A 12,796-nucleotide genomic window follows, 5' to 3' on the forward strand; every position below is an offset into this window, starting at 1 on the left:
GCGATCCCGGCGACCGGACAGGCGACCGGCGGACAGGCCGGCATCGCCATCCGGCCGGCGACGAGTCCCCGCGGCGGCGACGAGTCCCCGCCCGCTCTCCCCGCGTGCACCGCTCGCACCCTCCCGCCGGTCTCCCCGGGGACGCGGCGGGCACGCGATCTCCGACCGCCGAACGCGGCCTTACGATGGGTGCCATGACTGCTTCGCCTGGCCGCCGTGTCCTGCTCGCCGCCCCCCGTGGTTACTGCGCGGGTGTGGACCGCGCCGTGATCGCCGTCGAGAAGGCCCTGGAGCAGTACGGGGCTCCGATCTACGTCCGGCACGAGATCGTCCACAACAAGTACGTGGTGCAGACCCTGGAGAAGAAGGGCGCGATCTTCGTCGAGCGGACCGAGGAGGTGCCCCCGGGGAACATCGTGATGTTCTCGGCGCACGGGGTGGCGCCCGTCGTGCACGAGGAGGCCAAGCGCGGCCGGCTCGCCACCATCGACGCGACCTGCCCGCTGGTCACCAAGGTCCACAAGGAGGCCGTCCGCTTCGCCAAGGAGGACTACGACATCCTCCTGATCGGTCACGAGGGCCACGAGGAGGTCATCGGCACCTCCGGCGAGGCCCCCGACCACATCCAGCTGGTCGACGGCCCGGGCGACGTCGCGAAGGTCGAGGTCCGCGACCCGTCGAAGGTGGTGTGGCTGTCCCAGACCACCCTCTCCGTGGACGAGACCATGGAGACCGTCGACGCCCTGAAGGAGAAGTTCCCGCAGCTGATCTCCCCGCCGAGCGACGACATCTGCTACGCCACGCAGAACCGCCAGCTCGCGGTGAAGCAGATGGGCGCCGAGGCCGACCTGGTGATCGTCGTCGGCTCCCGCAACTCCTCCAACTCCAAGCGGCTGGTGGAGGTCGCCAAGCTCGCCGGCGCCCGCGCCGCGTACCTGGTGGACTTCGCCGACGAGATCGACGAGGCCTGGCTGGAGGGCGTCACCACGGTCGGCGTCACCTCGGGTGCCTCCGTGCCAGAGGTGCTGGTCGAGCAGGTGCTGGAGTGGCTGGCGCAGCGCGGCTTCGAGGACGTCGAGATCGTCAAGGCGGCCGAGGAGTCCATCACCTTCTCGCTGCCGAAGGAGCTGCGCCGGGACCTGCGCGAGGAGGCGGCGGCGCTGGCGGCCGAGCGCGGCGGGGCGGGTCCGGCGGTGAGCGCCGCCGGGGAGTGACCCTCGGCGGGGGAGCGACCGCCGGCAGGGGACCCTCGGCGGGGAAGTGACCGTCCGCGGGGAAGTGCGGTGAGCGGTGGAGTGACTGTCAGTCGTCCGTCGTAACGTGGAGCCATGCAGATCTTCGGCGTGGACATCGGCGGATCGGGCATCAAGGGTGCCCCGGTGGACCTGGACAGGGGCGACCTGGCGGAGGAGCGCCACAAGGTGTTCACTCCGCACCCGGCGACGCCCGACGCGGTGGCCGACGCGGTCAAGCAGGTCGTCGACCACTTCGGCTGGACCGGGCCCGTGGGGCTGACCTTCCCGGGAGTGGTCACCGGCGGAGCCACGGTGCGTACGGCGGCGAACGTCGACCGGAGCTGGATCGACACCGACGCCCGCGCGCTGATCTCCGGGCGGCTCGGCGGCCTGCCGGTGACGGTGGTGAACGACGCGGACGCGGCGGGCGTCGCCGAGGTCGCCTTCGGCGCGGGCCGCGACCGCAGGGGCACGGTGATCCTGCTGACCTTCGGCACCGGCATCGGCAGCGCCGTCTTCACCGACGGCAGGCTCCTGCCCAACACCGAGCTGGGCCACCTGGAGCTCGACGGCCACGACGCGGAGAAGCGGGCCTCCAGCAAGGCCAAGGACGACCACGACCTGTCCTGGCAGGAGTGGGCCGCCCGCGTGCAGCGCTATCTCGCCCACGTGGAGATGCTGTTCTCGCCCGAGCTGTTCATCATCGGCGGCGGCGTCAGCCGCAAGGCGCACAAGTTCCTGCACTACATCGAGGGCATCAAGGCCGAGATCGTCCCGGCCGGGCTGCAGAACAACGCGGGCATCGTGGGAGCGGCGATGCACGCGGCGCAGGACGGAGCGAGCGGCGGCAGGCGGGCCTGACCGGCCGGACGGAACCGGCCGACCGGCCTCGCGGGCGCGGGGGCGTCGCCACAGGGCGGACGCCCCCTTAGGCGCCGGTGGCCGGTCGGCGGCGGGCCACCGCGGCCCGCTGGGCCATCAGCCTCACCTTCCGCACGGTGACGATCGAACCGACGATCAGCGTGCCGCCGTACAGCCAGCCGGCCTGCGTGGCCAGCGCGGTGAACAGGGCCATGAGGCGGGAGCCGAAGCCGTCGGCGTGGGTGATCGGGAACAGGCCGAGGGCGAAGGCGATCGGGACGGCGACCGGCGCGGTCACCAGGTCGCCGCGGCGCACCCAGAGCCCGGTCAGCGCGCACACCGGCAGGAACAGCACGCCGTACACGAGGGGCGAGGCCCCGAAGAGCAGCCGGTCGAGGAAGCCGAGGGTGAGCATCAGCGTGCCGCAGAACAGGCCGCAGCCCAGCCCGGTCAGCCGCGGATTGGGCAGCCGGAGCGGCGCCTGGGCGGGCGGGGGAGCGGACCGGCGGACGGACCCCGCGTCGCGCTGCGGCGCGGGCCGCCCGGACCGTGGTGGACGGGCCGGCGAGGCCGGACGCGCCGGCGGCCGCGGCGGCTGCGAACGCGGCTGCCGGGGCTGCTGTGCGCCTTGTCGCGGCTGTTGCGCGCCCTGCTTCGGCTGCTGTGCGCCCTGCCGGGGGGCGGGCGTACGGCCCCCGCCGCCTCGTGTCGCCTGCGGCGGCAGGGGCGGCGAGGTGCCGCGGCGCGGTCCGTGCTGCTGAGGGGAACGTGTCCTGTGTTGCTCCACTGGCCCAACTTAGGTCGTTTTATGTGCCGAATAGCCCGTCCGACACGCCGTGCGCCCGGCTCGGCGCAGCGTCCGACGCATCGCCGGTCCCGGACAGGTACCCCGTAGACTGGTGGATCGGCCCACTCTGCCAGTCCTCATCTCTCACGTACGGGAAGTCGCAACGTGTCGCTCACGATCGGAATCGTCGGTCTGCCGAATGTCGGCAAGTCGACCCTGTTCAACGCCCTGACCAAGAACGACGTGCTGGCGGCCAACTACCCGTTCGCCACGATCGAGCCCAACGTCGGTGTGGTCGGCGTCCCCGACCCCCGCCTGGCGAAGCTGGCCGAGATCTTCAAGTCGGAGCGCGTCCTGCCGGCGACGGTCGACTTCGTGGACATCGCGGGCATCGTGCGCGGGGCGTCCGAGGGTGAGGGCCTGGGCAACAAGTTCCTCGCGAACATCCGCGAGTCCGACGCGATCTGTCAGGTCATCCGCGCCTTCAAGGACGAGAACGTCGTCCACGTCGACGGCAAGGTCTCGCCGAAGGACGACATCGAGACGATCAACACCGAGCTGATCCTCGCCGACCTCCAGACCATCGAGAAGGTCCTGCCCCGCCTCCAGAAGGAGTCGCGGATCAAGAAGGACGTCGCGCCCAAGGTCAAGGCCGTCGAGGAGGCCAAGGACATCCTGGAGAAGGGTGACACCCTCTTCGCGCACGGCATCGTCCAGGGCAGCGAGCGCGCGGAGCTCCTGCACGACCTGCACCTGCTCACCACCAAGCCGTTCCTCTACGTCTTCAACGTCGACGAGGACGAGCTGACCGACGAGGACTTCAAGAACGAGCAGCGCGCCCTGGTCGCCCCGGCGGAGGCGATCTTCCTGAACGCCAAGCTGGAGGCGGACCTCGCCGAGCTGGACGAGGCGGACGCCATGGAGTTGCTGGAGTCCGTCGGCGCCACCGAGCCCGGCCTCGCCACCCTCGCCCGCGTCGGCTTCGACACCCTGGGCCTGCAGACCTACCTCACGGCCGGCCCCAAGGAATCCCGCGCCTGGACCATCAAGAAGGGCGCCACCGCCCCCGAGGCCGCCGGCGTCATCCACACCGACTTCCAGAAGGGCTTCATCAAGGCCGAGGTCATCTCCTTCGACGACCTCGTCGAGGCCGGCTCGGTCGCCGAGGCCCGCGCCAAGGGCAAGGCGCGCATGGAGGGCAAGGACTACGTGATGCAGGACGGGGACGTGGTGGAGTTCCGCTTCAACGTGTAGCGGCAGCCGGTCGTGCGGTCCGGGCCCGGTGCGGAAGAACTTCGACGCACGATCACCGCATGACGCCCAATGTGGTGATCACGCACCCCGCCGCCACGGCCATGGCCGGCACCGAGGGCAGCCGCAGGGGCGTCGTGCCCGCGCCGAAGCACGCGAACGGCGGGTGCATCAGCGGTAGTAGCAGCCGTGCACCACGTCCACGTTCTCCAGCAGGTGGCGGATCTCGCGGTGGAACGCCGGGCCACCTGCCAGGTCGCGGCCTCGTCGCGCCCTACGCGGCCCTGCCGCGACAGCCCTCACAGGCCCAGGGCGAGCGTCCACAGCACCGGCAGCGGCCACACGGGAGCGCGCCGCCCCGGGGCGGCGCCGCCGGTCCGTGGCGCGACGGACGAACCGGATGATCCTCGGGAAGTGCACAGGGGGGAAGAGGGGGAGTCGCCCGCGCTCGTTCACCGGCCGGACGCGGCACCGCGGGCTCCCCGGTGACGCGCTCCCGAGTCCCGCACCCGCCGGCACGCCTGCGCGTACCCCCGCACCAGCGCCCGCCCGCCGTCCGTGCGCCGCCAGGCCAGGGCGTAGCGGGTCGGGCCGATGCCGCGGACCGGGCGGGTGACGACGCCGCCGAGGGTGAGCAGCGGGGCGTTGCCCTCCGCCACCAGGCACACGCCGAGACCGCCGACCAGTGCCTCGTACGTCTCCTCGGTGCCGGCGATCTCCGCGCCGACGCGCGGGGGACGGCCGCCCCGGGCGTCCAGGGCGAGCCAGTGGTCGCGCAGGACGCCGGCGCTCGGCGGCAGGGCGAGGAAGGGCTCGTCGAGCAGGTCGGCGAAGTCCACCTCGGGACGGGCGGTGAGGGGATGGGTCTCGGGCAGGGCGACCAGGCGGGGTTCCTCGGCGACCACGGTCCAGGCGTAGCGGCCGGCTCCGGGCAGCGGCAGCCAGACGAAGGCGACGTCGGCCTCGCCGTTCGCGAGGCCCGCGGTCGGGTCCTCCCAGCTCACCTGGCGCAGGCGTACGGTGGCCTCCGGGTGCGCGGCGGAGAAGCGGGAGCGGATCGCGGGGAGCAGCCCGCCCCGGCCGGGGCTGGTGCTCATGCCGACCACGAGCGTGGTCTGCCGGGCGGCCCGGACCCGCGCGACCGCGCCGGCCCCCTCCTCCCAGGCCTCCAGTGCCTGCCGGGCGTGCGGCAGCAGTGCCTCGCCCGCCTCGGTCAGCGCCACGCTGTGCCGGTCACGCCGGAACAGCTCCACGCCCAACTCGCGTTCCAGCGAGCGGATCTGCTTGCTGAGGGCCGGCTGCGACACGTACAGCAGGTCGGCCGCGCGGGTGAAGTGCAGTTCCTCGGCGACGGCCACGAAGGCGCGAAGTCCCTTGCTGTGCACGTCCGTTGTCATGCCTCACGGTTATCACCGGAAATCTTGGACGGACAACATCGTTTCCCCGCAGGCTTGTTCGCGTCACGACAGTCGTACGAGGAGCGGACACATGAGCAAGGTCTGGCTGATCACGGGCGCGAGCAGCGGTTTCGGGCGGGCGATCGCCGAGGCGGCGCTGGCCGCCGGGGACGTGGTGGTGGGGGCCGCGCGGCGCACGGAGGCCCTGGACGATCTGGTGGCCGAGCATCCCGACCAGATGGAGGCGCTGCGCCTGGACGTCACCGACACGGCCGCCGCGGAAGGCGCCGTCCGGGACGTGGTGGCCCGGCACGGGCGGATCGACGTCCTGGTCAACAACGCGGGCCGCACGCACGTGGGCGCCGTGGAGGAGACCACCGACGAGGAGCTGCGGGCCCTGTTCGATCTGCACGTCTTCGGGCCCGCCGCGCTCGTCCGGGCGGTGCTGCCGCACATGCGGGAGCGGCGCTCGGGCGCGATCGTGCAGATGAGCAGCGTGGGCGGGCAGCTGTCGTTCGCCGGGTTCGGCGCGTACAGCGGGACGAAGTTCGCGCTGGAGGGCCTGTCGGAGGCGCTCGCCGACGAGGTGGCGGAGTTCGGCATCAAGGTGGTCATCGTGGAGCCGGGGGCCTTCCGCACCTCGCTGTTCGAGGGCAACCGGGCCGGCTTCAGCCCGGACAGCGGGGCGTACCCGAAGGTCACCCAGACCCGTGGGTACGTGGCGAACGGCGACGGCAGCCAGGCCGGTGACCCGGCGAAGGCGGCGGCCCTGATCCGCGCCGCCCTGGAGGCCGAGCAGACCCCGCTGCACCTGCCGCTCGGCGACGACGCGGTCACCGCCGTCCTCGGCCACCTGGACCAGGTGCGCGGCGAGGTGACGGCCTGGGAGAAGCGCACCCGGGACACCGGCTTCGACGCCTGACGAGGTCACGAGGGCTCCCGGCCGGCCTTCGCCGGAGGCGCGTTCCGTCTCCGGCGGAGGTGGCGGCGGCTCACGCGACATCTGAGACGCCGCCGTTCCATCTGTGCAGAGCCCTTGTGCAATTCCTGTGGAGGCCTCAATCTTTCGGCTGACGCGACCGTGTGGCGACGGGATTGACATGATCCTGCCATTCGGCGCGTGACCCCACCCACGCACCACCGATGAGGAGGATCCCTCAGATGGCAGTGATGCGTACTCCCCACGGCACCACCCGGCGAAGACTGGCCGCCCTCGCCCTCGCGAGCACCGCGGCCCTCGCCGCGGGCCTCGTCTCCGCGCCGCCCGCCGCCGCCGAAGGCCGCATCCAGTACGAGGACGCGGCGAACGCCGTCGCCGGCAGCTACATCGTGACCCTCAAGGCCGACCGGGCCCGCTCCGGCTCCGCCGAGGGCCGCGCCCTCGCGAAGAAGTACGGCGCGGTCATCGAGCGCACCTACACCAAGGCGCTCAACGGCTACGCGATCGAGGCCTCCGAGGCCGAGGCGAAGCGGCTCGCCGCCGACCCGGCCGTCGCCTCCGTCGTGCAGAACCGCACCCTGAGCATCGACGCCACCCAGCCCAGCCCGCCCTCCTGGGGCCTGGACCGCGTCGACCAGCGCGCCCTGCCGCTGAACAACGCGTACACCTACCCCGACTCCGCCGGGCAGGGCGTGACCGCGTACGTCATCGACACCGGCGTCCGCATCAGCCACAGCGACTTCGGCGGCCGCGCCGCCAACGGCTACGACGCCATCGACAACGACAACGTCGCCCAGGACGGCCACGGCCACGGCACCCACGTCGCCGGCACCGTCGCGGGCAACGCGTACGGCGTCGCCAAGAAGGCGCGGATCGTCGGCGTCCGGGTGCTGAACAACTCCGGCTCCGGCACCACCGCCCAGGTCGTCGCCGGCATCGACTGGGTCGCCCGGAACGCGGTCAAGCCGGCCGTCGCCAACATGTCCCTCGGCGGCGGCGCCGACACCGCGATCGACACCGCCGTACGCAACGCCATCGCCACCGGTGTCACCTTCGCCGTCGCGGCGGGCAACGAGAACACCAACGCCTCGACCCGCTCGCCCGCCCGCGTCACCGAGGCGATCACGGTCGGCGCCACGACCTCCTCCGACGCCCGCGCCAGCTACTCCAACTACGGCACGGTCCTCGACCTGTTCGCCCCGGGCTCGTCCATCACCTCCGCCTGGAACAGCGGCGACACCGCCACCAACACCATCTCCGGCACGTCCATGGCGACCCCGCACGTGGCCGGCGCGGCGGCCCTCTACCTGGCCGACAACCCCACGGCCACGCCCGCCCAGGTGTCCTCCGCGCTGACGACCGCCGCCACCCCGAACGTCGTCACCAACCCGGGCACCGGATCGCCCAACCGGCTGCTGTACGTCGGCGGCGGCACCACCACCCCGCCCGGACCGCGGTTCGAGAACACCGCTGACTACGCGATCAACGACAACGCCACCGTCGAGTCCCCGATCACCGTCTCCGGGGTCTCCGGCAACGCGCCCGCGACCCTCGCCGTCGAGGTGAACATCGTCCACACCTACATCGGCGACCTCCAGGTCCAGCTGATCGCGCCCGACGGCACGGCGTACACGCTGAAGGGCTACGGCACCGGCGGCAGCTCGGACAACATCGCCACCACCTACTCGGTCAACGCCTCCGCGGAGCCCGCCAACGGCACCTGGAAGCTGCGGGTGAGCGACAACGCCAACCTGGACACCGGGCGGATCGACGCCTGGGCACTGCAGTTCTGACGTTCCGTCAGTCCTGCGTCCAGTGAACCTCCTCGTCCTCGCGGAAGGGCTCCGGGTCCGTGACCCAGCCCGCCGCGAGGACGAGCCGCGTGTGACGGTGCACGGCGAGGAAGCCGAAGGGACGGTCGTAGCGGGCCTCGACGGTGGTGACGAGCCAGCGCAGCCGGGGAACTCCGCCGCCGGGCAGGCCGATCGCCGTCACCGCCGCCGCCTCGAAGCCCAAGGCCCCGAACCTCGCCATCGCGGCCTGCCGGGCGGAGCCGACGGCGAGCGGGAAGGCGCTGACACCGGGAAAGTGCCCGGCCCGGTCGTCCCGCGCCGTGGTGAGACCGAACAGCGCGTGCCGCTCCAGCAGATCGTGGCCGCCGGTGAGGTCGTACGCCGCCGTCGTCACGTCCAGCACCGGCGGCCGCGGGCGGGCGGACCGCTCCCGCACGACCCGCAGCCCCGGACCCGCCTCGCCGTACGGCAACCGCGGACCGGGCACGACGGGACACCGGCCGGCGAGGACGTCCACCCCCGCCGCCAGCACCTGACCCGGTGTCATGTGCTCCTCGCCGAGCAGCAGATGCACGTCCAGCGCGTTGCCGCCCAGCACCTTCAGCTCGGTGACGAAGCCGTGCGCGGTGTCCGCGACGCCGACCCGGTCCAGCACCTCGCTGCGGCGCCACAGCCCGAGCAGCGTCCGCCCGGCCCACGGTCCGCCCTCCGGGCACAGGGCCTGCTCGCGGAACGGCCGCAGCCACCGCGTGCGCATCGCCAGCGCACCGGCCAGCACCAGTTCGGTCCGGTCCGTCACCTCCACCGGCATGCGCCGGACCAGCCCGCCGGTCCGCTCGGCCGCCCAGGCGTCGAGGGCGGCGCGGTCGGCGCCGGCGTCCCCGGTCAGCACCCCGTGCGCCCCGGCGGGCAGCCCGGCGCGCCACGCCTCCCGCAGCTCCAGCGTGCGCTTGGTCCACAGCCCCACGGCCGTGTCCAGGCCCCGCAGGCCCGCGAGCCCGGCCAGGAACTCCCGTGCCGCCGCTCCCGCCCGGTCCGCCGGCAGCCCCACCGCGTCGGCGAGTTCGCCGCGGGCCGCGCCCCCGGCGCCGTCCGCGAGGAGGGCGAGCAGCGGCCACACCGCGGGCGCGGAGAGCACGGTGCCGTCCTCGACCTTGCGGGCCCAGCGCGCCGTCAACCCGTTGACCGCCCGGATCGTCGCCTTCGTGGCCCCCATGTCGCCCCCGCCCGTCCCGTGCTTACGATGCGCCCACGTCGCACGTCAGTTCCTCGTGATCGAAGTCAGGAGCACGGTACTCGTGTCCACACCCCCGCCCCCAGGGCCGGAGCAGCCCCAGGGCCCCCAGGGCCAGTACCCGGCTCCCCCTCCGCAGGGCCCCCACGCCCAGGCCCCGCACCCGCAGGACCCGTACGCCCAGGGGCCCTACGCCCAAGGCCCGTACCCACCGGGCCCGTATCCGCAGGGCGCGTATCCGCCCGGCGCCTACGCGCCCGCGCCGTACGGCGCCTGGAACCCCTACCCCCAGCCGCCGCAGCCCGCGCACAACGGGGTCGCCATCGCCGCCCTCGTGCTCGGCGTGCTGTGCTTCCTGCCGGCCGTCGGGCTGGTGCTGGGGCTGGTGGCGCTGCGGCAGATCAGAAAGCGGGGCGAGCGCGGCAAGGGCATGGCGATCGCCGGCGTGGCGCTGTCGTCCCTGGGGCTGGTCCTGTGGGCACTCGCGATCCCCACCGGGGTCGCCTCCGAGGTCTGGGAGGGCTTCAAGGAGGGCGCGGCCGAGGAGACCCTGTCGGTGAAGAAGGGACAGTGCTTCGACTCGCCCGGCGGCTCGCTGGAGGGCGAGACGTACGACCTCGACATCGTGGACTGCGAGGGCGAGCACGACGGCGAGGTCTTCGCCACGGTCACCGTGCCGGACGGCTCCTACCCCGGCGACGACCGCCTCACGGGCATCGCCGAGGACAAGTGCTACGCGCTCCAGGGCGACTACGCCATGGACGTCTGGGCCGTGCCCGACCACGTCGACGTGTACTACCTCACCCCGACCCGGCAGAGCTGGCGGCTCGGCGACCGCGAGATCACCTGCGTCTTCGGCAACACCGACGGCAAGGGCACCCTGACCGGCTCGCTGCGCAACGACGCGACCACCCTCGACGCGGACCAGCTGGCCTACCTGGAGTCGGTGCGCGCCCTCGACGCGGTCCTGGACCGCGAGCCCGAGGCCTACGCCGAGGACGACCTGGACGCCAACACCGAGTGGGCCGCCGAGGTCCGCGACGCGGTCGCCGCCCAGTCCGAGGCGCTGCGCGCGCGCACCTGGACCGGCGACGCCGAACAGCCCGTCGCCGCCCTGGTCAAGGAGCTGCGGACGGCCCGCGGGCACTGGGCGAAGGCCGCGACGGCGGGCGACCCGGACGCCTTCTACGAGCACTACGACGCCGGGTACGCGTTCTACGACGGCGCGCGGACCATCGACGTGCGCGAGGCGCTGGGCCTGGACACCAGCCCGCCGGAGTACGACTACGACGGCGGCGAGGACAGCGGCGGCGATCTCGATGTGTGAAGACGGCTATAGCGGGGAGAAAGTGCCTGCGTAAAGCCCCTCCCCGGCGCATGTCATCACATCGAGTGATTCTCTGGCCTTTGCTTGCCCTTCACAACCTACGGTTGCCACGCTGTAGCTGTCCGTACAACCTGATGGGAGCGGCCAGTGACATTCGGTGAGCAGCCGGCGTACCTGCGTGTCGCGGGTGATCTCCGCAAGAAGATCGTCGACGGACTGCTGCCGCCGCACACCCGCCTCCCGTCCCAGGCCCGCATCCGCGAGGAGTACGGCGTCTCGGACACGGTGGCGCTGGAGGCGCGCAAGGTGCTGATGGCCGAAGGCCTGGTCGAGGGCCGCTCCGGGTCCGGCACGTACGTGCGTGAGCGGCCGGTGCCCCGCCGGATCGCCCGCTCCGGGTTCCGGCCCTCCGACACCGCCACCCCCTTTCGCCAGGAGCAGGCCGACGCCTCGGTGCGCGGCACCTGGGAGTCCAGCAGCGAGCAGACCGAGGCGAGCGGCGTGATCGCGGAACGGCTGGCGATCGAGCCCGGCGACCGCGTGATGCGCACCCGGTACGTCTACCGGGAGGCCGGCGAGCCCATGATGCTCTCCACCTCCTGGGAGCCCCTCGCCGTCACCGGCCGCACCCCCGTGATGCTGCCCGAGGAGGGCCCGCTGGGCGGCATGGGGGTCGTCGAGCGCATGGCCGCGATCGACGTCGTCGTCGACAACGTCACCGAGGAGGTCGGCGCCCGCCCCGGCCTCGCCGAGGAACTCCTCACTCTCGGCGGCGTCCCCGGCCATGTCGTCCTCGTCGTCCAGCGCACCTTCTACGCCTCCGGCCGCCCCGTGGAGACCGCCGACGTGGTCATCCCGGCGGACCGCTACCGGGTGGCGTACCACCTGCCGGTCAGGTAGGCGCCTTTCCCGCCTCTCCCCGCGTCGCGCGCGCCGCCCCCAGGAATCACGTGGGCCGCAGGAGCGCGCAGCCGTCCGACGGCGTGCGCCCCGACGGCGGTCGCCGGGGGCCTCCGCTCATCGGCCACGATGTGCGCGCCGGTTGAAATCCGGTCGTTCTCGCAGGTCGCCTACGCGATGGCGGACATGCCGCTGACCGTATCCGCCGGTTCGGGCCGACGGCGCGTTCGCCGCCGCGCGCCCCCTCGACGCTGGCTTGTTGCGTACCTCTTGGTGAAAAGCCGTATTCGCTGAGTGAAGGTTAGGCGTAGGCTCGGGCATATGCGGATTGCGGTTTCCTCAGCGGGCGGGGCGCGCGGGGCGGGAAGCGGAGGGGCGCGATGAACGACGGTACGGTCACTCTTCCCTGGCTCGTCATACGCCAGGACGACAACGGCAATCGCTACAGCGTCGGCCGGTACGCGACCCGCGCCGAGGCCCAGAAGATCGCGGACAGCCTCGACAGCCGCGGACACAAGCAGCTCTACTGGGTCCAGCGGGTCGACCAGAACGGCCGGGGCGGGGAGAGCGCGTTCGACTGACCGCCCCTGGATAGGCTCCGGTGCATGACCCGACGGACCGTGGTGGTCGCAGCCGCCCTGCTCGACGACGGCCGCCTCCTCGCCGCGCGCCGCAGCGCGCCCCCTCAGCTGGCCGGCCGCTGGGAGCTGCCCGGCGGCAAGGTGGAACCCGGCGAGAGCCCGGACGCCGCCCTCGTCCGCGAACTGCGCGAGGAACTGGGCGTCGAGACGGAGGCCGTCGAGCGCGTGCCGGGGGAGTGGCCCCTGCGCGAGCCGTACGTCCTGCACGTGTGGACCGCGCGCCTGCGCCCCGGATCCGCCGCCCCCGAACCCCTCCAGGACCATGACGCGCTGCGCTGGCTGACCCCGGCGGAGATCTGGGACGTCGACTGGCTGGAGCACGACGTCCCCGCGGTGCGCGAGGTCACCGCCCGCCTCGGCGGCGACGACGCGGCGACCGTGCGGCGATGACCTCGGGTGCGCCCCCTGCTCTCCCGTACGCCGTTTCTCC

General features: G+C 72.9%; 12 protein-coding genes and 1 pseudogene. 9 read left to right on the forward strand and 4 right to left on the reverse strand.

The genetic code is table 11. The features are described from left to right. Positions 1-185: 185 nt before the first annotated feature. Complete coding sequence (locus AB0K92_RS02740; RefSeq protein ID WP_206313126.1) at positions 186-1,214, forward strand: 4-hydroxy-3-methylbut-2-enyl diphosphate reductase; 1,029 nt, start codon at positions 186-188, stop codon at positions 1,212-1,214. A 114-nt stretch (positions 1,215-1,328) separates the two neighbouring features. Next, positions 1,329-2,096 (forward strand): polyphosphate--glucose phosphotransferase, encoded by a 768-nt coding sequence (ppgK, locus tag AB0K92_RS02745; RefSeq protein ID WP_365918682.1) that lies wholly within the window; start codon positions 1,329-1,331, stop codon positions 2,094-2,096. Positions 2,097-2,163: 67 nt separating this feature from the next. Here ppgK and AB0K92_RS02750 read toward each other — a convergent pair whose 3' ends face one another. Then, positions 2,164-2,883 (reverse strand): DUF6542 domain-containing protein, encoded by a 720-nt coding sequence (locus tag AB0K92_RS02750; RefSeq protein ID WP_365918684.1) that lies wholly within the window; start codon positions 2,881-2,883, stop codon positions 2,164-2,166. Between the two features lie 165 nt (positions 2,884-3,048). Here AB0K92_RS02750 and ychF point away from each other — a divergent pair, with 165 nt between their 5' ends. Beyond that, positions 3,049-4,137, forward strand: a complete 1,089-nt coding sequence (ychF, locus tag AB0K92_RS02755) for a redox-regulated ATPase YchF (protein ID WP_365918686.1) — start codon at positions 3,049-3,051, stop codon at positions 4,135-4,137. Positions 4,138-4,201: 64 nt separating this feature from the next. On the opposite strand, the pseudogene AB0K92_RS02760 reads toward ychF, so the two are convergent. After that, positions 4,202-4,478: pseudogene (locus AB0K92_RS02760) on the reverse strand (hypothetical protein); the annotation flags it as partial. Positions 4,479-4,586: 108 nt separating this feature from the next. Continuing rightward, a complete protein-coding gene (locus AB0K92_RS02765; protein ID WP_365918688.1) occupies positions 4,587-5,531 on the reverse strand; it encodes a LysR family transcriptional regulator in 945 nt (314 codons plus the stop codon). A gap of 91 nt (positions 5,532-5,622) precedes the next feature. On the opposite strand from AB0K92_RS02765, the gene AB0K92_RS02770 reads away from it, so the two are divergent. Both AB0K92_RS02770 and AB0K92_RS02775 read left to right on the forward strand, forming a co-directional pair. Then, entirely contained in the window at positions 5,623-6,453 is an 831-nt protein-coding gene (locus AB0K92_RS02770; RefSeq protein ID WP_365918690.1) for an oxidoreductase, read from the forward strand. 239 nt (positions 6,454-6,692) lie between these two features. Next, entirely contained in the window at positions 6,693-8,264 is a 1,572-nt protein-coding gene (locus AB0K92_RS02775) for a S8 family peptidase (protein ID WP_365918693.1), read from the forward strand. Positions 8,265-8,271: 7 nt separating this feature from the next. On the opposite strand, the gene AB0K92_RS02780 is transcribed toward AB0K92_RS02775, so the two are convergent. Next, positions 8,272-9,480 (reverse strand): serpin family protein, encoded by a 1,209-nt coding sequence (locus AB0K92_RS02780; RefSeq protein WP_365918695.1) that lies wholly within the window; start codon positions 9,478-9,480, stop codon positions 8,272-8,274. An 82-nt stretch (positions 9,481-9,562) separates the two neighbouring features. On the opposite strand from AB0K92_RS02780, the gene AB0K92_RS02785 reads away from it, so the two are divergent. The 4 genes from AB0K92_RS02785 to AB0K92_RS02800 all read left to right on the forward strand — a co-directional run bounded on the left by AB0K92_RS02785 (position 9,563) and on the right by AB0K92_RS02800 (position 12,756). Beyond that, entirely contained in the window at positions 9,563-10,825 is a 1,263-nt protein-coding gene (locus AB0K92_RS02785; RefSeq protein WP_365918697.1) for a DUF4190 domain-containing protein, read from the forward strand. Positions 10,826-10,972: 147 nt separating this feature from the next. After that, positions 10,973-11,725: a GntR family transcriptional regulator gene (locus tag AB0K92_RS02790; protein ID WP_365918699.1), complete on the forward strand. Its 753-nt coding sequence runs from the start codon at positions 10,973-10,975 to the stop codon at positions 11,723-11,725. 380 nt (positions 11,726-12,105) lie between these two features. Continuing rightward, positions 12,106-12,306, forward strand: coding sequence for an SPOR domain-containing protein (locus tag AB0K92_RS02795; RefSeq protein ID WP_365918701.1), 201 nt, complete (start codon positions 12,106-12,108; stop codon positions 12,304-12,306). Between the two features lie 24 nt (positions 12,307-12,330). Beyond that, positions 12,331-12,756: a (deoxy)nucleoside triphosphate pyrophosphohydrolase gene (locus AB0K92_RS02800; RefSeq protein ID WP_365918703.1), complete on the forward strand. Its 426-nt coding sequence runs from the start codon at positions 12,331-12,333 to the stop codon at positions 12,754-12,756. The last annotated feature ends 40 nt before the right edge of the window (positions 12,757-12,796 follow it).

The organism is Streptomyces sp. NPDC052687 (assembly GCF_040678395.1).
Lineage (GTDB): Bacteria > Actinomycetota > Actinomycetes > Streptomycetales > Streptomycetaceae > Streptomyces.

What these genes read in the sequence shown, in the direction of transcription:
- AB0K92_RS02770 (WP_365918690.1), top strand. Translation starts at nt 5,623, where the DNA reads ATGAGCAAGGTCTGGCTGATCACGGGCGCGAGCAGCGGTTTCGGGCGG.
- AB0K92_RS02800 (WP_365918703.1), top strand. Translation starts at nt 12,331, where the DNA reads ATGACCCGACGGACCGTGGTGGTCGCAGCCGCCCTGCTCGACGACGGC.
- AB0K92_RS02780 (WP_365918695.1), bottom strand. Translation starts at nt 9,480, where the DNA reads ATGGGGGCCACGAAGGCGACGATCCGGGCGGTCAACGGGTTGACGGCG.
- AB0K92_RS02775 (WP_365918693.1), top strand. Translation starts at nt 6,693, where the DNA reads ATGGCAGTGATGCGTACTCCCCACGGCACCACCCGGCGAAGACTGGCC.
- AB0K92_RS02765 (WP_365918688.1), bottom strand. Translation starts at nt 5,531, where the DNA reads ATGACAACGGACGTGCACAGCAAGGGACTTCGCGCCTTCGTGGCCGTC.
- AB0K92_RS02795 (WP_365918701.1), top strand. Translation starts at nt 12,106, where the DNA reads ATGAACGACGGTACGGTCACTCTTCCCTGGCTCGTCATACGCCAGGAC.
- ppgK (WP_365918682.1), top strand. Translation starts at nt 1,329, where the DNA reads ATGCAGATCTTCGGCGTGGACATCGGCGGATCGGGCATCAAGGGTGCC.
- AB0K92_RS02740 (WP_206313126.1), top strand. Translation starts at nt 186, where the DNA reads ATGGGTGCCATGACTGCTTCGCCTGGCCGCCGTGTCCTGCTCGCCGCC.